At 34.4% G+C, this 25036-nt stretch carries 20 protein-coding genes; 14 read left to right on the top strand and 6 right to left on the bottom strand.

The window, feature by feature from the left end:
- The first annotated feature begins 300 nt into the window (after positions 1-300).
- The 5 genes from TY19_RS08770 (at position 301) to TY19_RS08750 (ending at position 5311) form a co-directional block, all read left to right on the top strand.
- Positions 301-1143: an RluA family pseudouridine synthase gene (locus TY19_RS08770; RefSeq protein WP_039356000.1), complete on the top strand. Its 843-nt coding sequence runs from the start codon at positions 301-303 to the stop codon at positions 1141-1143.
- A complete protein-coding gene (locus TY19_RS08765; RefSeq protein WP_039355998.1) occupies positions 1140-1589 on the top strand; it encodes a hypothetical protein in 450 nt (149 codons plus the stop codon). The genes TY19_RS08770 and TY19_RS08765 overlap by 4 nt, the downstream gene beginning before the upstream one ends.
- Before the next feature lie 75 nt (positions 1590-1664).
- Entirely contained in the window at positions 1665-2546 is an 882-nt protein-coding gene (locus tag TY19_RS08760; protein WP_042281882.1) for a hypothetical protein, read from the top strand.
- Positions 2547-2568: 22 nt separating this feature from the next.
- Complete coding sequence (locus tag TY19_RS08755) at positions 2569-3768, top strand: HlyD family efflux transporter periplasmic adaptor subunit (protein WP_042281880.1); 1200 nt, start codon at positions 2569-2571, stop codon at positions 3766-3768.
- Position 3769: 1 nt separating this feature from the next.
- Positions 3770-5311, top strand: coding sequence for a DHA2 family efflux MFS transporter permease subunit (locus tag TY19_RS08750; protein WP_042281878.1), 1542 nt, complete (start codon positions 3770-3772; stop codon positions 5309-5311).
- 31 nt (positions 5312-5342) lie between these two features.
- Here the strand turns inward: TY19_RS08750 and rfbB are convergent, their stop codons facing one another.
- The 4 genes from rfbB to rfbA are packed head-to-tail and all read right to left on the bottom strand — an operon-like array spanning position 5343 to position 8713.
- The gene (rfbB, locus tag TY19_RS08745; protein WP_042281875.1) at positions 5343-6401 is read right to left on the bottom strand and encodes a dTDP-glucose 4,6-dehydratase; all 1059 of its coding nucleotides are present in this window, start codon (positions 6399-6401) and stop codon (positions 5343-5345) included.
- Between the two features lie 2 nt (positions 6402-6403).
- Positions 6404-7288: a dTDP-4-dehydrorhamnose reductase gene (gene rfbD / locus TY19_RS08740; RefSeq protein WP_042281873.1), complete on the bottom strand. Its 885-nt coding sequence runs from the start codon at positions 7286-7288 to the stop codon at positions 6404-6406.
- Positions 7285-7839: a dTDP-4-dehydrorhamnose 3,5-epimerase gene (rfbC, locus tag TY19_RS08735; protein WP_042281872.1), complete on the bottom strand. Its 555-nt coding sequence runs from the start codon at positions 7837-7839 to the stop codon at positions 7285-7287. The genes rfbD and rfbC overlap by 4 nt, the downstream gene beginning before the upstream one ends.
- Complete coding sequence (rfbA, locus tag TY19_RS08730; protein ID WP_011174673.1) at positions 7826-8713, bottom strand: glucose-1-phosphate thymidylyltransferase RfbA; 888 nt, start codon at positions 8711-8713, stop codon at positions 7826-7828. The genes rfbC and rfbA overlap by 14 nt, the downstream gene beginning before the upstream one ends.
- A 675-nt stretch (positions 8714-9388) precedes the next feature.
- On the opposite strand from rfbA, the gene TY19_RS08725 reads away from it, so the two are divergent.
- Complete coding sequence (locus tag TY19_RS08725; protein WP_042281870.1) at positions 9389-12031, top strand: MGH1-like glycoside hydrolase domain-containing protein; 2643 nt, start codon at positions 9389-9391, stop codon at positions 12029-12031.
- Between the two features lie 117 nt (positions 12032-12148).
- Here TY19_RS08725 and TY19_RS08720 read toward each other — a convergent pair whose 3' ends face one another.
- A complete protein-coding gene (locus TY19_RS08720) occupies positions 12149-12766 on the bottom strand; it encodes an HAD-IB family hydrolase (RefSeq protein WP_042281867.1) in 618 nt (205 codons plus the stop codon).
- Between the two features lie 224 nt (positions 12767-12990).
- Between TY19_RS08720 and TY19_RS08715 the strand changes: the two genes are divergently transcribed.
- From TY19_RS08715 to nrdJ, 8 genes are all read left to right on the top strand, one after another.
- The gene (locus TY19_RS08715; RefSeq protein ID WP_042281864.1) at positions 12991-14079 is read left to right on the top strand and encodes a vWA domain-containing protein; all 1089 of its coding nucleotides are present in this window, start codon (positions 12991-12993) and stop codon (positions 14077-14079) included.
- Between the two features lie 111 nt (positions 14080-14190).
- Positions 14191-15312 carry a vWA domain-containing protein gene (locus TY19_RS08710; RefSeq protein WP_079979284.1) on the top strand — a complete coding sequence of 374 codons (1122 nt, stop codon included), beginning with the start codon at positions 14191-14193 and terminating at the stop codon, positions 15310-15312.
- Entirely contained in the window at positions 15309-17009 is a 1701-nt protein-coding gene (locus tag TY19_RS08705) for a hypothetical protein (RefSeq protein ID WP_042281859.1), read from the top strand. Before TY19_RS08710 ends, TY19_RS08705 begins: the two co-directional genes overlap by 4 nt.
- Positions 16960-18732: a BatD family protein gene (locus TY19_RS08700; RefSeq protein WP_042281858.1), complete on the top strand. Its 1773-nt coding sequence runs from the start codon at positions 16960-16962 to the stop codon at positions 18730-18732. The genes TY19_RS08705 and TY19_RS08700 overlap by 50 nt, the downstream gene beginning before the upstream one ends.
- A 43-nt stretch (positions 18733-18775) precedes the next feature.
- On the top strand, positions 18776-19153 hold the full coding sequence (locus TY19_RS08695; RefSeq protein ID WP_042281852.1) for a YidH family protein: 378 nt from the start codon (positions 18776-18778) through the stop codon (positions 19151-19153).
- A complete protein-coding gene (locus TY19_RS08690; RefSeq protein WP_148300661.1) occupies positions 19150-19905 on the top strand; it encodes an SH3 domain-containing protein in 756 nt (251 codons plus the stop codon). The genes TY19_RS08695 and TY19_RS08690 overlap by 4 nt, the downstream gene beginning before the upstream one ends.
- A 237-nt stretch (positions 19906-20142) precedes the next feature.
- Complete coding sequence (locus tag TY19_RS08685) at positions 20143-21126, top strand: hypothetical protein (RefSeq protein ID WP_143298931.1); 984 nt, start codon at positions 20143-20145, stop codon at positions 21124-21126.
- A gap of 371 nt (positions 21127-21497) precedes the next feature.
- Positions 21498-23510, top strand: coding sequence for a ribonucleoside-triphosphate reductase, adenosylcobalamin-dependent (nrdJ, locus tag TY19_RS08680; protein WP_042281843.1), 2013 nt, complete (start codon positions 21498-21500; stop codon positions 23508-23510).
- An 890-nt stretch (positions 23511-24400) separates the two neighbouring features.
- On the opposite strand, the gene TY19_RS08670 is transcribed toward nrdJ, so the two are convergent.
- A partial coding sequence (locus TY19_RS08670; RefSeq protein ID WP_052354872.1) for an IS982 family transposase occupies positions 24401-25036 on the bottom strand: 636 nt, incomplete at its 5' end.

The following is a 25036-nucleotide window of genomic DNA, read 5'->3' as shown; positions in this document are numbered from 1 at the left end:
CATTTTTTAGATCGCAATTCATTCCTCCTGCACTCAGAATTAAAGCTATTCTTCTTTTAGTCGATTGTTATTAGTCAACGTTCTCCTGTTGCTGCAAAACAATACCGGAATCAAGCTTATTTTATTTGCATCCAATATATTAAAATATTTTTTTAATTCATGGGTTTATTTCATCTGTTTTCTCTAAATAGAAACGATAAAGCAAATAAAATAGTCGAAACTTAAAATACAATTATCTTGGAAAAAAGTTTCATTCCTAGCAAAATGATGCTCTTACCAACCTAAAAATTTAAAGAATTTATGAAATTAACTTGTCAGACCAATCTCCCGATTTTTGAAGCTTTAGCACTTCTTTCCCCTCAAAGTTCTAAAAACACTCTTCGTTCTTGGATCAAGGAAGGTCGAATTGAAGTGGATGGAATTGTTGTAAAAAATAATCATTTTGAAGTTTTAGAAGGACAAGTCATAAGTCTAAACCAAAGAAAAAAGATCGTCGGGAGTGGCATTCAAATTCTCTACGAAGATGCTGATTTGGCCATCATTTATAAACCGTCAGGACTCTTAAGTGTAGCAACAGCTTTCGAAAAGGGTGAAACTACTCACGCTTTGTTAAAAGCTCATTATAAACCTAGAAAAGTCTTTGTTGTTCATCGTTTAGATCAAGATACTTCAGGTGTCATGGTTTTTGCTTTCAACGAAAAGACTTGTAATGGGTTGAAAGATTTATTTGAAGTTCATGATATTAGCCGCTCTTATACAGCTATTGTAGAAGGTCAATTACTTTCCCCTTCGGGAACTTGGAAAAGCTATCTTTATGAAGATAGCCAATATTTCGTTCATGAAACCGAAGATGAAACCTATGGTCGTCTAGCCATTACCCACTATCGAACTTTGAAAACATTAAAAAAATATTCTTTAGTTGAACTTACTTTAGAAACAGGACGAAAAAATCAAATCCGCGTTCATTGCCAATCTGCTGGACATCCAGTTGTTGGTGATAAAAAATATGGAGCTCATACCAACCCTTTAAAAAGACTCTGTCTACATGCTCATTTATTAGCTTTTAAACATCCCATCAGTAGAAAAATCATTCGTATCGAATCCCCGATTCCCGAAGAATTTTACCGATTGATTCCCAAATGATTTTACACCGTAACCCTATTTGGATTGCATTTTTTAGTCTTATCATTATCGTTACGTTTTTTTACACAATTAATGCTATTTTAGATTTCTATCATTATCAGCGCTTGAACTGCTCTCGTCCAGCAAACGAAATTAAATGGTCAATAAAAAAAGTTAATGATGAAACATTTGTTCCCAAAGGATTTTATCAATTTACCTACAAAGGAGAAAGAATTTCAGGTTACACTTCTTTTCAACAACATTATCTCAATCCATTCGCAGCAAAAGAAGCTATTGATAGACTAGCAAATGCTAATTTACAAGTTTGGTTTGATTCTTCAACTCCTAATTTCTCTACTTTGGAAAAAAATTTTCCTTTCAAAAAAATTTTTTACTCCCTCATTTTGTGGGTCCTTATCTTTTACTTACTTTGGCTTGACCGCCGAGTAATTTTATATAAAAATTAAATTTTTACTTTGTTAAAAAAGTTTTCTTATTCATGATGCACATTTAAAAGAATCTAACCGATAGTTGATTGCTTCATGAATATAATTAAACTAGAAAATCGAACTGAAGACGGAGAAAAACTAGAGGCTACTTTTACTCCTGACCATGGATTAAATCTCATCAGCTTCAAAAGAGGAAATATTGAAGTCATTGAACAATCGACTTGGAATCTTTTTGAAGAGCGGTTTGCTGGTTTAGGAGCATTAATTGGTCCACACTTTCATCGCCGACGAGCAGAAAGCCTTCCTAAAATTGCAGATGAAACACTTTTTCCCCACATTGGTAGAGTCAAAGCAAAAGGGACTCAAGACCCATTTTCACATGGTATTGCTCGTTATGCTCCTTGGCAAACGACATTTACTCAAACTCAATTAAATGGCCTGCTAACAGGAAAAGATCTCTGGAATGGGGTTCTTCTTTCCACATTAGAAGGACAGAATTTTGAGTTTGAATTACAAGCTGATTTAACGCCGACTGGACTTTCTCTACAACTTTCTATTATTAGTGATACAAATTCCCTCGTAGGTATTCACTATTACTACTCTCTTCCCAACCATCGAGGGAAAATAACTAGTTTTGTGCAAGATAAAGTGAGAATAGAAGATTGTCTTCAATCGATTCCCTCATCTTGGTCATTTGATTTGAAACAACAATTAGTTTTTGATTTAAAAGAAGAAGCAGATTTTACTTTTAGGCCTTTCCCAGACCCTTTAATGGGAGAAATTTTATTAGAAACAGATATTTATTCTTTAAAAACACGTTATCAATCTGTTTGTGAAGAAAATTGTTGGCAACTTTATCATCCTAAAGACGCATCATTTGTGTGTATTGAACCAATTAGCTCTCAAAATCCTAAACATCCTAATTTGAACATTAGTCAGCTACAAATTTATTTAGAAATTTTACCCCTTTCTTAAGAAGATATAAGATAATAAAAATATGACTGAAAAAGAACCTACAACTACTAATCAAGATTTTTCTTCTCCTAATCTAGATCTTCTCAATAAGAAAAAAAGGAATAAAGTTTTATTAAAGATTTTTTTTGTTTTTTTATTATTAACTATTCTAACAACTATTTATTGGTATTTGTTCATCCGTTTTCATGAATCGACAGATGATGCTTATGTCAATGGTAACATTGTTAATTTGATGTCTCCTGAACAAGGAACCATTACAGCTATTTATGCAGATAATACAGATTTTGTAAAACAAGGCCAGCTACTGATAGAACTTGATCCAACACTCTATCAATTAGCTTTTGAACAAGCCCAAGTTGAGCTAGCTTTAGCTGTCAGGGAAGTTCAACAACTTTATGAAACTGTCCAACAAAAAAAAGCCGCTCTTGAATTAAAACAAGCCGATTTAAAACGAGCCCAAGAAGATTTTGAAAGTCGTAATTCCTTAAGAAATACTGAAGCTATTTCGATTGAAGATCTCAATCATGCACAAGCTAATTTAACTGTTGCACAAGCTGCAACGAACTTATCAAAACATGAATTAAATAGCGCCATTGCTGCTATAGGCTCAACATCATTGGAAAACCATCCCAATATTCAGAATAAAGAAATTGCACTGAAGCAAGCCTATGTCAATTTAAAGCGATGCAAAATTTTAGCTCCCGTCTCAGGTTTTATTTCTCAAAGAAAAATACAAGTAGGAGAATGGGTCTCAACAACACGCTTTCTATTGAGTATTATTCCTCTCGATCAAATTTGGATAGATGCCAATTTCAAAGAAACAGAATTGCGTGATATTCGAATAGGACAACCCGTCACTGTTAAAAGTGACATGTATGGTTCTTCCGTGCTTTATCATGGTAAAGTATTAGGAGTATTAGCTGGAACTGGAAGTGTTTTTTCTTTAATACCTCCTCAAAATGCTACTGGAAACTGGATCAAAATTGTTCAACGAGTTCCAGTTAGAATTTCTCTTGATTCTAACGAACTTAAACAATTCCCCCTGTTTTTAGGTCTATCCACCTATGTTGTTGTCGACACGAAAAATCAACTAGGCGATCGATTAGCCTCCAATCCTGTTTACAACCCCATACTCACAACTTCTGTTTACGAAATTCCTATGCAGCCTGCTCAAGAACTTATTGATAGTATTATTCAAGCTAATTTAAACCACAAATCTTGATATGCCAGTTAAAACTTTAAGCCCAGCGGCATTAATTATTTTAACACTTGCATTAGGTCTTGGAACATTTATTCAGGTTTTAGACAGTTCAATTGCTAACGTATCGATTTCTCACATTGCCGGTGATTTAGCAGTTAGCCCTAACCAAGGAACATGGGTAATTACTTCATTTGCCATTAGCAACGGAATCGTTTTAGCTATCACAGGTTGGTTAGCAGCTCGTTTTGGACGGGTTCGTTTATTCATTTGGTCCACTAGCCTTTTTTCAATCACTTCATGGCTTTGTGGTTTGGCTTGGGATTTGAATGTACTTATTCTTTTTCGAACATTACAGGGAGCATCTGCAGGAGCTTTAATTCCTTTATCACAAGCTTTATTGTTAACAAATTATCCGGAAGAAAAAAAAGGGGTCGCACTTGGCTTTTGGTCGATGATCGTTATTGTAGCCCCTATTTTAGGACCAATTGTAGGAGGATATATTACAGATAATTATGGTTGGCCCTGGATTTTTTATATTAACATTCCCATTGGTTTTTTATCGGCTTGGATGACAGGTCTTTTAATTCAAGATCCTCCTCACGAAGGAAAATCTAAAGTTCCTCTTGACCTGACTGGTCTTTTACTTTTGACCATTGGCATTAGCTCATTGCAAGTTTTTTTAGATAAAGGACAAGAATTAGACTGGTTAAACTCTTTGACTATTCGTGTCCTTATCGTGACTTGCGTAATCGCTTTTACAATTTTTATTCCATGGAACTATTATGCGAAACATCCAGTTATGAATTTTTCTTATTTTAGACATCGTAACTTTACAATTGGAACAATTTTGGGAGCGATAGGATTTCTCATGTTTTTTGGAAGCGCTGTCTTACTTCCCCTTTGGTTAGAAACAGAAATGGGTTACACGGCTTTTTGGGCAGGAGTTGCTGTTATGCCAATTGGAATAATTCCTCTATTTTTATCTTCTACAATCGGAAAAAGTGTTAGTCGATTTGATCCAAGAATCATGACAACATTTAGTTTTATCAGTTTTGGACTAACATTCTTTTGGTTTAGTGAATTGACCCCTTCTGTCAGTTTATTTAAATTGATGCTCCCTCGCTTTTTTCAAGGAATCGGTCTCAGCTTCTTTTTTATCCCTCTTGTAACAATTTCATTGTCTCCCATTCCTAATCACGAATTAGCGGGCGCCTCAGGAATTTTTAATTTTATTCGATTAATTGCTGGAGGAGGATTCGGAACGGCCTTGTATGTTACTTTATGGGATCGTAGAGAAATTTTTCACCATAGCCGTTTAACAGAAACAACGACAATTTATGATCCTTTAACATGGGAATTTTACGAAAATTTAAAACAATCACTTAGCTTAAGTCAATCTGAATCCAATCTTATTCTGGAAGATTTATTGTCCGCTCAATCGTATTTATTAGCTGTTAATGATATCTTTTGGCTAACAGGATGGGTGTTTTTGGCCTGCATTCCTTTAATTTGGTTATGCAAAAAAAATACCACAAATAAAACTCAGCAAGTCGCCATGGATTAATGGGATCTCTTTCGAAAAAAAGTCTCTTCATTTAACGATCGGCATAATTAAGCTCTATCCATCTCCGATAACTACCCGTTTGGATATTTTTTACCCATTGTTCATTTTGTATGTACCATTGAATAGTCTTATGGAGACCTTCTTCAAAACGGTGGGAAGGAGACCAGCCAAACTCATTTTTGATTTTAGAACAATCAATAGCATAACGCAAATCATGGCCAGGCCGATCTTTAACATAAGTGATGAGCTTTTCAAGTTCAGAAACTTCTATTTGCTGAGTAATTGCAATTTGTCTGATGATTTCATGTATCAAATCAATATTTCGCCATTCTGCTTCTCCACCAATATTGTAAGTTTCCCCACTTCTTCCTTTTTGAAGCAATAAGTAAAGAGCCTTAGCGTGGTCTTCTACATACAACCAATCACGCACATTAACTCCCTGCCCATAGACAGGTAAGGGTTTACGATCCAAACAGTTCAGAATTATGACTGGAATCAATTTTTCAGGGAAATGATAAGGTCCATAATTGTTACTACAATTAGATATGCAAGTGGATAAATGATAGGTATGATGATAAGCGCGAACAAGGTGGTCAGATGAAGCCTTCGAAGCCGAGTAAGGAGAGTTAGGTCGATAAGCTGTTTCTTCTGTAAAATAGCCTTCTGCCCCTAGTGTTCCATATACTTCATCTGTTGAAACGTGGTGAAAATGAATGTGAGGATTTTTTCTCACCACTTCTAATAAAGAAAAAGTACCTAAAATATTTGTTTCAATAAACACTTTTGGCCCTAAAATACTACGATCTACATGACTTTCTGCCGCAAAGTGAATAATTGTATCAATTGCATGCTCTTGACAGACATGTTCAATAAATGCTTCATTGCAGATATTGCCTTGTTCGAAAATATAACGAGGATCGCTTGAAAGGGAAGCTAAATTTTCTAGATTTCCCGCATATGTTAAAGCATCAAAATTGATACAAGTTCCTTTAAATCCAGTTTCAGGGGCAAGTAAATAACGAATAAAAGCTGATCCAATAAAACCTGCCCCTCCAGTCACGAGAATATTTTGAACTTTTCTTGGTTGCATAATTAGCTCACCTGTTGCCTATCTTGGAAATTTTTATATATCGTCAAATAATCTTTTAATGCCTCTTGCCAGGGACGTGGTTTCCATCTAAGCACAGACTCTATTTTTTGAGTATTTAAAGTAGAATAAGCAGGTCGTTTGGCCTGTGTCGGATATTCATGAGTCATAATAGGTTCTATTTGACAATCTCTTTGAATCAATTGAAAGTCCTTTCCTTGTCTATAAATCTCTTTAGCAAACTCATACCAGTTAGTTTCAGAAGAGTTAGCAAAATGATAAATTCCCGACTTATCCAAAAATTGTAAAGCAACTTCAGCTAAATCTTGCGCATAAGTCGGTCTTCCCATCTGATCGCAAACAATCTTGATCTGTGCTTTTTCATTCATCAATCTTAACATCGTTTCAACAAAATTTTTGCCTGGTAAGCCAAATAACCAAGATGTGCGAATGACACAAGAGCGATCAAATTCATCTAAGAGTTTGATTTCTCCAGCTAATTTACTCATTCCATAAGCTCCAATGGGAGCGCAAGCATGTTTTTCGGTATAAGGTAAGTTTTCCTTTCCATCAAACACATAATCAGTCGAGAAATGAATGACATGTGCATTCTGGTGCCGAGCTGCAATTCCAAGATGGTGTGGTCCACAGGCATTGACGAGATACGCTTGTTTGAGTTCTGTTTCAGCTTTATCAACTTGTGTGTAAGCCGCACAATTGATGATATGAGTGATTTGTTCTGTTCTTACAAAATCTAAAACGGCTTCTAAATTGGTAATATCAATTTTTTTATCATCATTGGCAACAAAAGACAGTTGCCGTTTGTTTAATAAACGTTTAAAATGGGAACCAAGCATACCCGATGCGCCACATACCCAAATCTTTTTCATTTTCTAATCTCAGTTAATTGAAGCATGCTTTCACGAAAGGAAGGAGATTGTTTATCTCTTTCAGAAACTATTGGTTGCTCTATAGGCCATTGAATATTTACTTGTGAATCATTCCAACGAAAACCTTTTTCATAGAGAGGATCATAGGGAGTGCTCACTTTATACATTACATGGGCTTCTTGACTCAAAACGCAAAATCCATGCGCAAATCCCACTGGAATAAAAAGTTGATGGTGATTTTTATCATCTAAAACAATCCCTTCCCACTGTCCAAATGTAGGAGATTCAGGACGAATATCAACAGCCACATCATAAATTTTTCCCACAGCCACTCTCACAAGTTTTGCCTGACCTGGAAAAGATTGGAAATGCATTCCACGAATACACCCTTTTTGAGAAAAAGAATGATTATCTTGTAAAAAAGTCTCTTGAATCCCCATTTTTTGATAGAGGGGTTGCTGAAAACTTTCTAGAAAAAAACCTCTATTATCTTTAAATACGTTAGGCTTCACCAATTTTAACCCTTTAAGTTGCAAATCAATGATTTCCATAGTAAGGTCCTTTTTCTGCAATTTCCATTAAATAACGTCCGTACAAGCTTTTCCCGAGTTTTTCACCCAACAATTTTAACTGGGCTTGAGAAATAAATTTTTGATTGTAAGCAATTTCTTCTAAAGAAGCAATGCAGTGTCCTTGTCTTTGCTCAATCACCTGAACAAACTGACTTGCTTGCATAAGGCTTTCATAAGTCCCTGCATCTAACCAAGTGTATCCTCTTCCCATCACATGAACACATGCTTGATCTCTATTTAAATACTCTTGGTTGACATCTGTGATTTCTAATTCTCCTCGTGCAGAGGGTTTTAAGCCATGAGCTATGTCTACGACTTGATTATCATAAAAATAAAGACCTGTCACAGCAATAGAAGATTTCGGAATTTTAGGCTTTTCTTCGATCGACAAAATTTTACCCTGCCCATCAAATTCAACGACACCATATCTTTCAGGATCTTTTACCTCATAACCAAATAAAGTAGCTCCCTCTTTTTTCTCCTTGGCACTTTTTAAAAGATTGCTCAAATGGCTTCCATAAAAAATATTATCTCCCAGCACCAGACAAACAGAATCCTTTCCAATAAAATCTTTACCAATAATAAAAGCTTCGGCGAGACCGTTTGGTTTTGGCTGCATCTCATAGGTAAAACGAACACCTAAGTGAGATCCATCCCCAAGTAGTCGTTTAAAAACAGGCATATCTTCTGGAGTGGAAATGATCAAGATATCTTTTATTTCGGCTAATAATAAAACTGAAAGGGGATAATAAATCATCGGTTTGTTGTAAACTGGCAGTAGCTGTTTAGTCACTCCCAATGTTAATGGATGAAGTCTTGTGCCACTTCCTCCGGCTAGAACAATTCCTTTCATATTTCTCCCTTAACAATTTCTACCGATAGTGAATGCTATTGAGCGCTTTTTGTTGCAGACGATATTAATTCAGTACCGAATTTTTAGAGTAGAAAATTCATGAATTTCAAGCTTAAGGCTGATTCAAAAAAATAACACTAATCACAAATTAAATTTTATGACTAAATAAACGTAAAAATTGATTGATAAAATAAGAAACCCCACAAATATAGCAAGCAGAGCCTCCCGCCAATGCCAATAATAAATTTTCTATTAGAAACTGAGACAGGATATACTTTTCATTTGTACCTACGGCCGCCTAATTTCAATTTTATCTGTGCTTTCAAATATGTCTGTTAGCGTGATATTCATAATCTCAACTCCCTCCTACTAAAAGAAAAATGGCAGCGATATTTTCTAAGACCTAATTAATTGATTGGCCGGTTGTTAGTTGAAACTAAAAATGCTTAAATTTTCCTTTTTAAAAAATTGATTCTTAAAAAAGTTCTAAAAATTTTATGAATTTCAAAAAATAATTTGAAGAAATTTGGTCAAAAAAATAAAAACAAGTTAATTTTTAATAAATAATTTACGCAATGTTGATTTGATAAATTCCAATAAATGTTATGAGTCAAGTAAGACAAATATGTACTCAAAAAAATTTAAATTTAAATTAAGCTTTTGCTTCAGATATTTATGACTTCATCTCCAGAACACCAACGTTTACTAGAGCATCATCAACGTCATTCGAATTGGAAAAAATGGGGGCCTTACTTAAGTGATCGTGCTTGGGGAACTGTGCGTGAAGATTATAGTGAAACCGGAAATGCATGGAATTATTTTCCTCATGATCATGCTAGAATGCGAGCCTACCGTTGGAATGAAGATGGAATTGGAGGAATTTCGGATCGGCATCAATACGTTTGTTTTGCAATTGCTTTGTGGAATGGAAAAGATCCGATTATTAAAGAACGTTTTTTTGGCTTAAATCCTCAAGAAGGCAATCATGGTGAAGATGTCAAAGAGTATTATTTTTACCTAGATAATACTCCGACTCATAGTTATATGAAAATGCTCTATAAATATCCACATCAAGCTTACCCGTACGAACAGCTTATTCAAGAAAATCAAAGACGCTCTTCTCGTGATCCCGAATATGAACTAATCGATACAGGCATCTTTCAAGATAAATGCTATTTCGATGTCCAGATAGAATATGCAAAAGCTGGGCATGAAGATATTCTTATTCGTCTATCGATTACTAATCAAGCGTCTGAAGCTGCTCCTCTTTACTTATTACCGACTGTTTGGTTTCGAAATACGTGGGATTGGGGATACCCTGAAGGTCCCATGGAAGATGTACCAACGAAGCCTTTTTTATTTCAAGAACAAGAAGGCAATCGTTCGTTTATTAAAATCGAACATCCTGCTTTACGCACCTATTATCTTTATGCTCAAGACAATCCCGATTGGATTTTCACAGAAAATGATACAAACTTTGAACGTTTAATGGGAAAACCTAACCCAACACCTTATGTGAAAGATGCTTTTGACCGTTATTTAGTCCATCAAGACAAAACAGCAGTAAATCCTGCTAAAAAAGGTTCCAAAGGCGCTGCATTATATAAATCGATCCTCCCTGCCAAACACACAGAAATTTTTCACCTCCGTTTATGTAAAAATTTCCTTAAACACCCATTTGAGGGATTTAATGAGATCTTTTCATTAAGAAAACATGAAGCGGATCTTTTTTATGAACAAGTTCAAAATCAAGCCTTAGATAAGGATGCAAAAAATTTACAAAGACAGGCCTTTGCGGGACTTTTATGGTCCAAGCAACTCTATTATTATGATATTGAACAATGGTTAAGAGGAGATAAGCAAATTCCTCTGGAGCGTCAAAATGACCGTAATCAAGGTTGGATTCATCTTGTCAACTTTGATGTTATTTCAATGCCCGACAAATGGGAATATCCATGGTATGCTAGTTGGGATCTTGGATTTCATTGTATCTCACTGGTATTGATTGATCCAGACTTTGCCAAACGTCAGCTTATTCTTATGACAAGAGAATGGTATATGCATCCGAATGGTCAACTTCCTGCTTACGAATGGAACTTTAGCGATGTCAATCCTCCCGTTCTCGCTTGGGCAGCCTGGAGGATTTATAAAATTGACGGGAAACAAACAGGAAAACCTGATCGAAATTTTCTAGAAGCCATTTTTCATAAACTTTTGCTTAATTTTACCTGGTGGGTTAATCAAAAAGATGAAAAAGGAAATAATGTTTTTCAAGGAGGCTTTCTAGGTTTAGATAACATCAGTATTTTTGACAGAAGCTCCCCTCTTAATGATGCTCGCATTGATCAAGCGGATGGAACAGCTTGGATGAGTTTTTACTGCATTTTAATGATGAAAATTTCTATCGAGCTGGCCAGAACAAATCCCGTTTATCAAGATTCTGCCACAAAATTTTTTGAACACTTCTTACGTATCGCCAGTGCCATGATTAAACCTGAGCAAAAGGGATATTCGCTATGGTGTAATGAAGATGGTTTTTTCTATGATGCTCTTCACACAAGTAATGATGTCATTCCTTTGCGTATTCGATCATTAGTTGGTTTATTACCCATTTTAGCTGTTGAAACAATTGACCGTCGAATTCTTGATGCTTTACCCATTTACAAACAGAGGTTAGAATGGTTCTTGAAAGAAAGGCCGGACTATACAAGTACACTAGCTTCAGTAGAAGAAACGAGTACAGGAGCGAGACATCTTTTATCTATTTTAGATAAAGAACGTCTTGTTCAAACTTTGGGCTATTTATTTGATGAAAATGAGTTTTTATCGGAATATGGGATTCGCTCCCTTTCTAAATATCATGAAAAGCATCCCTACTCATTAAAAATTTGGAATCAAGAACACTTTATTAGTTATCATCCAGGAGAGGCAGAATTTCGCCTTATTGCCGGAGGTAATTCCAACTGGAGAGGCCCCATCTGGTTTCCTATTAATTATCTTTTAATTGAATCATTACAAAAATTCTATCACTACTATGGAGATTCACTTAAAGTCGAATTTCCGACTGGATCGGGAAATCTCATGAACCTAGGAGAAATTTCTAAACAACTTTCTAATCGTCTTATCTCTTTATTTTTAAAACGTGCTGATGGAACGCGTCCTATCTACCCAAAAAATAGCCCTTTTAATCACGAAGAGGATTGGCAGAATCTTTTTCTCTTTTTTGAATTTTTCCATGGGGATACAGGAGAAGGGCATGGAGCAAGTCACCAAACAGGATGGACAGCTCTTATCGCCAAACTTTTACAACAATGCTAAACTTTTACAACAATTGGGTGGAGAAAATTAATGCTATTTTGTCAAACAATTGACCAAACCTTCTGTTTGATCTCAACGCACTTAAACAAACATCATACAGGTTGCAGATAAAATAGATTAAAAAATTTTAGTTTTAAAGCTTCTATAAAAAGGGTAATCGGCTAATGCTAAAAGTTCCTGATCGCCTAGGCTATCCCCATAAGCATAAAGTTGATAAGTTTCTTTAGGGCCAAGGTAATTCGTAAGACGTTTAGTTTTTTCAACTCCCCAACAATTTTTTCCTTTTAATTTTCCTGTCACATTCCCTTTAGAATCTACTTCTAATGTCGAAGCAAGAATTTCTTCAAACCCATATCTTTCTGCCCAAGGACGTAAATAAAGATCAATAGATGCGCTCACAAGAATGCAACGATGGCCTTGCCTTTGATGCCATCTTAGCCTTTCAATAGCTTGAGCGTTTAAATAAACATCTAATTTTTTGTCTGCATAACGTTTACAAATAGCCTTAAGCTGTCGAATGGGTATACCTTTGAAAAACTGTGTTAAAATTTTTTCTTTTATTTCTTGTCTAGAAAGTTTGCCAAAAAAAAATTTTAAGAAAACGGGAGCTAATTGAATCATTTTCCATGAAGCTTGAAAAAAACCTGTCTGTTCATAAAGAAAAGGAAGCAATGAATCACGATTTGTCAATGTTTTGTCAAAATCAAAAGCTGCTACTACCGAAGGATGAATCATGAAAAACCAGAAAAGAAAGTTTTAAAATATAAACTCACAGAAATTGTCTTTAATTCTTTCCACGCTACTTTCTGTGATAAAAAATAGTATGTCTGACTATAATTGGAATTTCAAGCAAAGAAACTGTAAGAATGGCCCTTATTCTTATACTTTATATAAAAAACAAATAGACTCGAGAAAAAAGAACAGATATAAAAAAAACAATTTAAAATAAGGAGGAATCTTTGCCATTGACGATTGACTATCTAGCTTTAGTTATTTTAGGAATTTTCCTATTTATGGCATATTGGCTTCAGCAAAAATGGCAAACTCCTTATCTTCCTTCTTTAGCATTTTCTGATTTAGAATCAATCGATCGTTATTCTAAACGACGCCACTTTTCTCATTTACCCTACAGACTTTATCAATTAACCTTATTTTTTTGGTGCATAGCTTTTATAGATCCTCATTTTTTATTTATTAAAAACGATCCATTTGCACAACCCTCTTTACCAATTCCTACAGAAGGAATTGCGATTTATTTGATCGTCGATCAATCTAGTTCTATGAACGAAAAAATTTCTTCAAACAGTTTTTTCGAAAGAGGAAGGTCTTTTACTAAAATTGATCTACTTAAAGAAATGGCTGGTCAGTTTATTTTACATCGTCCTTCAGATTTAATTGGACTTGTTGCTTTTGCTAGAGTTCCTAAAATCTTATCTCCTCTGACCCTAGATCATGAAATACTCATCAATCAATTAAATGATTTAAAAGCCATCAATTCCATGGAAGAAGATGGAACAGCAATGGGCTATGCGATTTATAAAACAGCTCATTTAATTGTTGCTACAAAATATTTTGCACAAGAATTACAAAAAAAGGGTAAGCCTGCCTACGAAATTAAAAATGCTATTATGGTTGTTTTAACTGATGGGTTCCAAGATCCTAATCGATTGGATTATGGTAATCGATTACGCACAATTGAGCTTGATGAAGCCATTGCTTATGCTAAAAATGCAGGAATTCATCTTTATATTATTAATGTGGATCCAAAGTTTTCTTCCCCACAATTTGCGCCCCATAGGCGACAAATAGAGACTTTAGCAGAATCAACAGGAGGTCAACTTTATTTAGCCAATCAAGAGAAAGACTTAAAACGTGTATTTGATACTATTGATCGATTAGAAAAAAGTTCACTACCCCTAGATTCATTTATCTCTTCCCCGGTGATTAAACATCGAGTATCGTTTTATCCTTACTTCATTGCCGCTGGATTAAGTTGTTTGTTCTTAGCTATTTTTTTAGAGAGTACTTGGTTGAGAAAATTTCCATGAATACACAAATTTTGAATAAAAAAAATGAAGATCATGTGGCATTTTTTTTTATTTCAAAACGAAATTTTGTAACGATTCAGTGTTTATTCAAAATTTGTGTTGAAAGAGGTGATGATGTCTATCCGTAATCTTTTTTTTGATTTTCCCCAAGCAAGCTTTCTGATGTTATTTTTGTTGCCTTTATTATTTTTGCAAGGTTGTCTCTTTTACTATCGACAAAAACAAACAATAGCGTTTGCTTCTGACAAAATCTTAAAATCTTTGTTAATTCCTCGTTCAAAATTTGTCCATCTCTGCAAAATGATGATTTGCTTACTTTGTTGGCTATTTGCTTGTTTAGCTTTAATGAATCCTCAAGGCAATCTTCACTACCTCTCTTTTGCGGGAGGAATTCCTTCACCAAAAACAATTGATTTGGCTAAACAAATTCATTCGCATGAAATTATTTTATTAGTAGACACCTCAGCTTCGATGGATGTAAAAGATAATCCAAATGGAGAAACGCGATTAGAACGTGCCAAAGATATCATGGATAACCTTATTTCTTTATTAACAGGACAAACGGTATCCCTTTATGCTTTTACCTCTACTTTAACTCCTATGGTCCCTTCAACAAACGATTATTTATTTACACGGATGATGATTAAAGGCCTATCCATTAATGAAGGAGATGTAGAAGGAACGAACTTTGAAACAGCTCTTACTTTACTCAAGAAAAAATTATTTGAACTTCCAAAAGAAAAATTATTGACATTGATTTTATTTAGTGACGGAGGTGATGAACAATTTGAAAAATTAGAAGATCCATATAAACAAAAAGCGATTCAAAATATCTTAAGTATTTTACCCGATTCGATTAAAGATCATTTATATTTCTTGACAGTTGGCATGGGATCATCTCAACCTCAACTTATCCCGCACGTGCTTTTTGAAGGTAAACCTGTTTATTCTAAATTAGAGCCCTTTTTGTTAGAACAACTTGCTACCCACTATCAAGGTAAATACTATCTCGCTGAATCCTGGACAAATAAAAACTTAACGGAAGAATTAAATAAACAGCTTTTAAACGAATCCGTTCGTAAACAAACCGAACCAGCCCAATCTCTCGAAAGAAAAGTTCGTCTTGCAAAACAAGATGAACTTCTATCAGATTTATATTATCAAATTCCTCTAGGAATAAGTATTTTTCTTCTTCTTTTATACTTAATTTTACCTGATGCACGGCGGCCATGAAAAAACGAACTTTTCTTCTTTATATGGGAATCTTATATTTTCAAGGATTGGAATCTAATGAATCCATTTCGCAATTGGGGAGCCAGGCAAAGGCGTTTGCCGAAACACGCGATTTAAAACAAGCAAGTCAACTTTATGAAAAGCTTTCCACACAAAGCTTACCTGATTGGCAACAAGCTCTTATTTTATACAACTGGGGAACAGTAAAAGTTCTTCAGCAAGAGTGGGAGGCTGCCCTAAAAATTTTTAATCAAATTGCCCTTTCTTCAATTTCTTCTCCCCAACTTTTACGATCTGTAACTCTCAATCGAGCCGCTGCACGTTTAGGACAAGCGAAGCTATTATCCGCACAAAATGATACAAATTCATTAGGAGAAAGACGCTACCTCATTTGGCAAAGTTTAAAAGAATTAGAAGCCGCAAAAGATATTGATTGTCGTATCCAAAAAGTTGAACAAAATCTTTCTGAATGCTTAGTTCCAATAGATATTCATATTCTTCAAAATAAAGGGGTGTTAGCACTTAACCAGATTAATAAAGAGCTCAAAGATCAATTTTTTGCTAATCTTGATTTAGCTTCTTTATTGACGATTCTGCGACAAAGTCTTGCTACAGCTCTTCATTTTTCCTTATTTTTTACTAAGCAGATAATTCCTCATGAATTTAATGCTGCTTATTTAAAATATTTTACTTTTCAAATGAAAACAATAGAACCCCTTTGGGATGGTTTAAAAAAAATTTCTTTATCTGATGGTCAGCGAAAAATAATCACAATTGCTTTCGAAAACTTCACAAATGCTTTAGATGCTTCACTAAACAGCAATTGGGAAAATGTTCAGAATCACCTCCAATTTTCAGAGGATTCTCTTCAAAAATTTGCTTCACAATCCGATTTAGAAACTCTTATATTACGCTACCGGTTAACGCTTTTGAATAGGATTGATGAAGTCATTTTAAAAGATTTGCTAGATACACAAAATTCTTTTGATAAAAAAGATTTCCTCAAGCAATCCTCACAATTTTTAAAAAAAGCCATTGAAGAAATTCAAATTAATCATCCTTTTATTTCCCGTTTTTATGCCATTTGTGCTTTGAGTGAGATTGAGAACTTACAAGCTGAGGAAAATGAAGAAAAAACTTGTAAACAAATTCTTCAACAAGCTCTACAAACCGCTATCAGAGGAAATGAGCTCACACAACTTGTCACACTATCTGAAGATTTTGCAAACAAGGAAATCATGCTAAAAGATGTTCAAGTTAAGCAACATCAAGTAATTCAGCAATCCTTATCTTTTATTCCAAACGCTTTAAAAGAAGAAAAAATGAATTTTAACACAGGAGATTCCAAAATAGCTTGTCAAAAACACCCTTGGGAACAAGTCATTCCTTTATTTGAAAATGGATTACTAGCAGCTAAGCAAACTGAAATTTGGATGAAAAGTTTTCCTTTACAATTTTTTGCTATTTTAAATGAGCAACAAAAAATCATTATTAATTGGCAACAAGCTTTAAAATTATTAGAAAATTCTCCTTCATTTTCAGAGCAAAGCCCTAATCCTAATCCAGATCCTTCTCATTCCAATAGTAAGCCAAAAACAAGTCAAGACATTCAAGAAACCCTTCGACTTCTCCAAGAAATGCAATCAAATGATCAACCCCAAAAAAGTCAATCTTCTAAAGAGAGACATTCATGGTAAAAAAATGATCAGAGCTTTATGCATTTATTTTCTTTCCTTTATGTCAACTTTATCAGCCGTAAATATAAAAGTTGAGGCTTCTATTGATTCTCAAAACAATCAAGAAAATCATCCCCTTTCAGGAATAATTAGTATTACTCATCAAATTCAAGACGAAATTGATTCTAATTCATTTCAAATAGAAGGAAAGCCTCTTTCAGTTACTTTTATTAAAAATGTAAATGTTTCTGAAGAATTACCCAAAACTATTGTATCTTTTTATCACTTCACTCTTTCTCCGCAAGCTAAAGGACTGTATGTTTTACCTCCTATTTCAGTTAAAATAAGAGATAAAATTCAAAGTAGCCCTCCCAGTTCTTATGAAGTGAAAGAGCTGAAAAGTTCACTTTTAAGCCCAGAAAATTCTAAATTTTCTCCTGCTTCTATACAATTAAAGCGCTCCTCTGCTTCTAATGCTTTGATTTTCAAATTAGAGGCAAGTATTAAAGGCCCTACTTTACTGTATCCAGGCCAACGTACCAATTTATTTTACCGCATTTCTTATAATCAAAGTGTTGATTTAACAGAGTCTCTTCTTCCTTTCATTCATGCTGACGCCTTTAAAAAAATTGGGGATGCACATATTAGAGACTTTCAAAATGGTGAGATCACAGTGCAAGAAATTTCTCAAGAAGTGGAAGCAAATCAAATAGGAAGTTTTAAGTTAGGGCCTTCTTCAATTTCGGGTTATAGTTACCAAACTAATTTTTTCGGTAAGAAAAATTATCAACAGCCACTCCTCAAAGCGGAGGCTCCAGCTGTCTACTTACAAGTAAAGCCCTTTCCTTTGGAAAACAAACCTTATTCTTTTAATGGAGCATTGGGTGTCGTTGATGTCAAAATCAAAATGAGAACATCTTCCGAAAGACAATTAGAAGATAAAATTTTGATAGATATGTATATTTCTGGCGTCGAAAATCTAGAAGATTTTCGACTCCCAGATTTTTATTGTCAGCCTGGATTTAGTGGTTTTTTTCAATTCAATGACCTCCCTCTGACAGGAGAAATAAAAGAATCTTCAAAGTATTTTCAAATCGAACTTATTCCCGTTTCTACATTTATTAATACGATTCCCTCTTTTGAAATTTCCTCTTTCGATCCTGTAACGAGCCGCTATATCCTTAAAAGAACGGATCCTATTCCTATTGATCTTAAAACAATGCCAATGGCACCTTATCCCACAATTTCTTTAGAAAAAGAAAATGAAATCCCCAACGAAAAAATTCTGTGGAATCCTTCTTCATGGCCACTTAATCCTCTTGAAATCAAAGATTCACAAAATTTGCCTAGATTGAGCCATAATTGGACGCAAACTCCGTGGATTTTATTAGTGATTCCTTTGGGAATCGGTTGGCTAACCCTTCAATCATATTGGAAAAAATTATGGGATTTAAAGCCTAAAAAAATCAAAAAGCAAAGTTTAATTCTTTTAGAGCAAGCTTTAAAAACCAAAAAAAGCTCGGAAAAAGAAATCTTGCAGTTGCTCGAAAAAGCTACTTGGTGGAAAGTATGGGAAGAAGGCATTCTCCCTATAAAAGGGACTTCTTTAGAAAATCTTTCTACTCAAGGGAAAGCCGGAAAAATGAGACAGTTTATTTACCAGTTGCAGTCTTTACAATATGGCCCAAGTACAGGGATGAAAATAGCTGATATTAAAGTACAAGCCCAAAAATTATTAAGTTAAGCTTTGAATTCATTTATTCTAAATTGAGATGATAAGGACAAAAATGACTGATCCTCAATCTTCTGTAGATGAACGAATCCTTCTCGCTCAGGAAAGGACTCGTTTAGCTGCTGAAAGGACTTTTTTAGCATGGCTTAGGACTGGGTTAACTGGTATTGGAATAGGGATTGCAATTGCGCGATTTGTTTTTTTTCAAACTCCCTCTCACCAAAAAACAGCTCACCTAATGGGACAGTTCCTTATTTTATGGGGAATTTGTATTTTTCTTTTTGCATTAAATAGTTATCGAAAAAGTCTGAAAAAAATTGGTTTTTCAAATCCTATTTCAGACCACCCTTCATTCTTCGGTTTAGGTTTAATTACAGCAGCTTTGATTCTTTTTTCTTTTATTCTCTTTTGGATTATTATAGATAAACCATGATGTTTCTTGTAAGTTTCCTTTTCTTCTTTTTTCCTTTAGAAGCTTATCAAGAAGCCTCACTCCAACAGGCCAATCAATATTATGAAAATGGCCTGCGAGCATCTACTTTTCAAGAAAGAAAAAACGCTTTCAATCAAGCCCTTCATTTGTATTTAAGCGTCGAAAATGCACAAGGAAGTTCTAGCAAACTTAGCCAAGCGATTGCTGATACTTACTTTCAACTCGAAGAATATCCTTGGTCTATTTTGTACTATGAACGTGCTAAAGAACAAAATCCTCGCAATTCAATTATTCAAGAGCATCTTTATATTACTCAAAACAAGCTAGGATTAACACCTATGAAAAACTCTCGGGTTAATGATTATTTACTCTCTTCCTATCTTTCTTTTTCTGATAAAGTCTATATGTTTTTTTTCTCTTTTCTTTCTTTTGTCTTTTTTATGACAATTTTTATTTGGATACGAACGCAATTTACTAAAATTCTTTCTTTCTTGACAGCTAGCTTCGTCTTATACAGCTTATTAAATTTAATTATTTCATTATATATTATTCCAATTTATGCTATTTTTATTACTTCCACTAGTTTATATCGTGCTCCTAGTTTGGAAGAACCTCAATTGTCTACAATACCTTTCCTTGCAGGACAAAAAATTCAAGTTATTGATATAGTCCATCAAGGCTACTGGCTAAAAGTAATAGATGATAATCATCAAATTGGCTATGTACCCAGTCAATCAATTCGAATTATTTAAGAGAATTTTTAATTGATTATGATGAACAAGTAAAAATGCTCTTAAAATTTAGATTAATAAATATGAGATTTTTATTATCTGTTTTGTTATAATAAATTTGGACCTTTTCGAGTTAACAAGTTACAGCTAAGTTGGTTATTATTTTATACTTAGGCTTAAAATAATCTAAAATCTTTTCATATCGAAAAATGAATCTTTTTAATTTCAATTTCTTTACATTTTAAATTAATTAATCATATGACAGCAATAGAAAGACGCGCATTATATAATCTATTACGTATGAACTGGCTTAATAATCCTCAGATGAAAGTCGATCATTGGCAAGTAGACGATTATCGCATTTTTTCAACTGAAACATTATTTGAACGATTAAAGAAATTAAACATTAATCTCGATAAAAGTAGTTTTATTGCTTATGCCGATGAGTGCGAATCGCCTGAAGATTTGACAGAACAATTAGTGGGAGATCGGGAGCTTAAAGCTCAAAACGAAGATCAGGTTTATTTATTAATTTTTGAGCTTTGGAGAAGGCTTTTAAGTGAAAAACCTTCTTTATCAATTATATGTAATGAGCTTGATCAACTCATTTATCAATACGATCAAGGAAAAGTTGAAAACTCTACGTTACTACAAGATCAACTAAATCAATTTATTACTCTTTTAGATGAAAATGCAGATCAAGGAATTCCTCCTCAAGAAGTTTTTACTGGAGTTTCTACCTATTGTGCAAATGACATTGAAACTTTCCTTTACGATTTTATTTCTGAAAGAATCGAAGAAGAAAATGAAGCTTATGCTTTAGATTTATTAGACGATTTTTCTACCTATTTAGGAACCAATAAGTGGTTTGATTTATTGCGGGCAAGACTTTCGAGTCTTTCTAATCGAAAAATCGCAACTAAACAACTTTCTCAACTTTTAGAAGATTATTTAGATAAGCAAGACCTTGAGTTTAACTTAGAGCTGCTTTCATTTATGACAGAAATTGGGGATCCCTATACATTTAAAGAAGTTTTACAAAACACGCTTCCTCTTTTGCAGACGGAAGAAGATTTTCAAGATTTTTTATTTATCTGTGCAGACTATTGTCACCGACTCGATCAAGAAAACAAAGAAAAATCTATTCATATTCTTATCCATCAACGGTCAAATAAAGAATTACTCCATCCTTTCAATTCCAATGATCCTGCTCTAAAAATTTTATTACATATTTTTGAGTAATCATCCAAGTTTTAAATTTAATTGTAAGATCAGTCCTCGAAAATTGATTGATCACTTTTTCATAACTTCAACTCTCTTAACTAACTCATATTTAAATAATTATGATAAAATCCCTCAAAAGTTGCTAATTACTTCGCTATCAAGACTTTCAAATCATCTTACTTTTTTTTCATTTATTCGAAATGCTTCAAAATCAACGGGTTAAAAAAGGCTTCAGAAGACACTCTGAATAGGTTAAAATAAATTCTGTATCTTGACTTTATAGTTGAAAAAATAGATAACAAAAGCAGTTTTACTACAACCCGTTGTAATTTTCTGAGTAAGCAACTACAAGATCTTGTATTAATAATTAAAAGAGATAGAGGACCACTATGACCAAACCAACAGCTCGAGCGATGGCTACCGCTTTACGCACTTATCATCGCCCCGTCAAAGAAGGGGATACACAACTAGAAAATTGGGATCAGGTTGTTGAACGCGTTATTTCTCACCAACGATGGTTATGGGAACGAGCACTAGGACGCACTCTTAACGAAGCTCAAGAGGACGAATTAGAAGAAATCCGCTCTCTCATTTCAAACCGACAAATCGCACCTGCGGGCCGTACTTTGTGGTTAGGTGGGACTGAGTTGAGTCGCACGCGCGAATCTAGCATGTTTAATTGCTCATATACACATGTCGAAACAGTTTATGATGTAGTGGATGTTTTATGGTTGCTCCTTCAAGGTTGTGGTGTTGGATTTAGACCAATTACAGGAACTTTAAATGGTTTTAGAAGACCTCTTCAAGAAATCAAAGTTATTCGTTCAAATCGAACTGAAAAAGGCGGTATTCAAAATAACGTTGAAACTTATGATCCAGAAACACATATATGGACGATTAAAGTTGGAGATTCTGCCATTGCTTGGGCAAAAGCTGTCGGTAAATTGGTAGCTGGTAAATTTCCTGCTCAAACTCTTGTTCTCGATTTTTCAGAAATCCGTCCGGCGGGAACGCGTTTAAAAGGTTATGGTTGGATTTCTTCTGGAGATGAACAAATTGCTAAAGCTTTTAAAGCTATTGCGAAAATTTTATCTGATCGATCGGATCAATTATTGACCCGCATGGATATCCTCGATATTGTCAATTGGCTGGGAACTATTTTATCTAGCCGCCGCTCAGCGCAAATTGCTTTATTTGAATATGATCAACCAGAATGGGAAGATTTTGCCATTGCTAAAAAAGAATGGTGGATAAAAGGCAATGCTCATCGTCAACAATCTAATAATAGCCTTCTTTTCCGCTCAAAACCAAAACGAGAAGAATTAGAAAGAGTCTTTCAATTAATGTTGGATTCGGGAGGATCTGAACCTGGTATTATCAACGCTGCAGAAGCTGAAAGAAGAGCACCCTGGTTTAAAGGATGCAATCCTTGCGTCGAAATACTTTTGGGTAACAAAAGTTTTTGTAATTTGACAGAAGTCAACGTATTAGCTTTTAGAGGAGATAAAGTTGGATTAGAAAGAGCTCTTTACCTTGCTGGTCGTATGAACTACCGCCAAACGATGGTTAACCTACGGGACGAAATTTTACAAGAAGCTTGGCACCTTAATAATGACTTCTTACATCTTTGTGGGGTAGGATTAACTGGTGTAAGGGCACGTCCTGATTTGACAGCTTATGATTTTAAACGAATGCGTAATATTACAGTTAGTGCTGCATATAGCATGGCAAATGAGCTCAATTCCCCCTTACCAAAAAATGTGACTTGTATCAAACCCAGTGGAACTATAAGCAAAATCATGGGAACAGAAGAATGGGGAGAAGTACCTGAAGGTATTCACATGCCACTTGGAAAGTATTTATTTAATAACATCACTTACTCTAAGCATGACCCTCTAGTCACAAAATTCCGCGCAGCCGGTTATACCGTTATTGAAAAACCCTATGAACCAGAATCTGTGTTAGTCAAATTTCCCGTTAAATTTGAAAATGTGCCTTTCACACGCACAACGGTGACAAGAAAAAATGGAAAAATAGAAGAAGTAGAAATCAATACCGATTCAGCTGTAGCTCAGCTAGAACTATACAGCATTCTTCAAACGACTTGGTGCGAACAAAACGTTTCGAATACCATTTCTTATGATCCATCTGAAGTTCCCGCCATTATTGATTGGTTCATGAAAAATTGGGACTGCTACGTTGGAGTGTCATTCTTATTTAGAAACGATCCAACTAAAAATGCTGAAGATTTAGGCTATGCTTATCTGCCTCAAGAAGTTGTCACAAAAGAAGCATATGAAACGTATTGCGCAAAATTGTCAGATATTGATTATTCCGGTATTCATATTCGCGATGATGATTTAGCCGAAGCCTGTGCTAATGGCGCCTGCCCTATTCGATAATATTCTTTTAGACGATGCTGCTGCAAAACCAGCATCGTCTATCGCGATATACAAACAAAAGAAAGAAAAAGCCGGTATTAATTTAATGCCAGTTTAACGTAAGCTATCTTTCGGCTATCTTTCGGCTATCTTTCGGCTATCTTTCGGCTATCTTTCGGCTATCTTCTGAGCAATCTTTATTGAAAAAAGGGCTCTTTTTTGTTAGAAAATTTTGTTTTCTCGAACAAAAATTAAGAGGCCAAAATGAACGAGATAGAGAGAATCAAACTGTTTTGTCTCGTTGATGATTTTTCTAATCAATTTCATCAAATGTGTTCCCGAAAACAAATGGAGTATACGAAAAGAAAAATCCGCAAAAGAACATTTAGAAAACCTTTAAGTGAAGTGCTAACGATTTTGCTTCTCAGAGATCATGATAGATTGTCAAAATTTGCAGAATTAAGTCTAAAAAAATATCCAAATTACAACAACTTCATAGCGAAGAAAAAAGATATGAAAATCGCCTTATGGCAATTTATAGCTCATATAGTCAATAGTAAAAGGCATAAAAATTTCTAACAGGTTCATAAACCCAATGAACTTTCAGTAGCAATCGATTCTCAAAATTGCACAGAACTGAAGAATATAACCTAAAAATAGAAAAATCAATTTCAAGCAGATACATTTATATTTTAGGTAACCCTATGCCTAGAAATTGGCTATGAAAAAAGTTGCAGCTGAACATGCCTAGCGATTTGATTCCTACTTTGATTTTTAGTTTGGCGATTGGGCAAAAATTTAAAGTTTTATCAATTGTTAATACACAAATTTTCTTAGCTTTGATACTGAAAAATTAGCAAGGAAAAATATAGGATTGATTTTTCATACTATTTAATGTAAGTTGCAAATAACTAATTTATTAAAAAATTTGTTGCAACTGCTACTAGAAATCCTAAAACTTTAATTTCAAACCCATTAGACGTCGTTGCATGAATTTTTCTAGGCATCAGTCTTGATATCACGCCAAATACCCCCTCAATAAACTTTCTAATGTGCTTCAAATTTACAAAATCATGTAAATCGATTGAGCGAAGAGAATTAGATTTTGGCTCCACTATGAGCTTGATGTTTTCTATCTTTTCAAGCATGTCTTGATGCTTATCATCGACATAGGCAGAATCTCCATAAATCTTACTGCCTGCGGGTAAGTTTCGTTCCATGTATTTAAAAGGAACAGCATCATGCTCTCTGCCTGGACAAAGAATAACTCTAAAAGGGCATCCATCTTGAGAAGCTAAGACTGTGACTTTCAATCCATAAAAATATTCTCGTTTACTGACATTATACCCTCTAAATTCCTCTCCTCGATAAATTTTGCAATTCCGAATTCTTATATTTCTACAAACAGAAACAGGAAATGCATCAACAATATATTCAAAAGGTAATTTCCCAAAGTTTTTTAACTTTTGAATAAACTCAAGAATTTCCTCCCACCATTTCATGGGTATTTGATGAATTCTTCTATTTAATGCGCTCTTACTCAGTTT

Source organism: Candidatus Protochlamydia sp. R18 (assembly GCF_000648255.1).
GTDB lineage: Bacteria > Chlamydiota > Chlamydiia > Chlamydiales > Parachlamydiaceae > Protochlamydia > Protochlamydia amoebophila.
The sequence above is the reverse complement of the archived record's forward strand: the minus strand, read 5'-3'. Positions and strand labels throughout refer to the sequence as shown.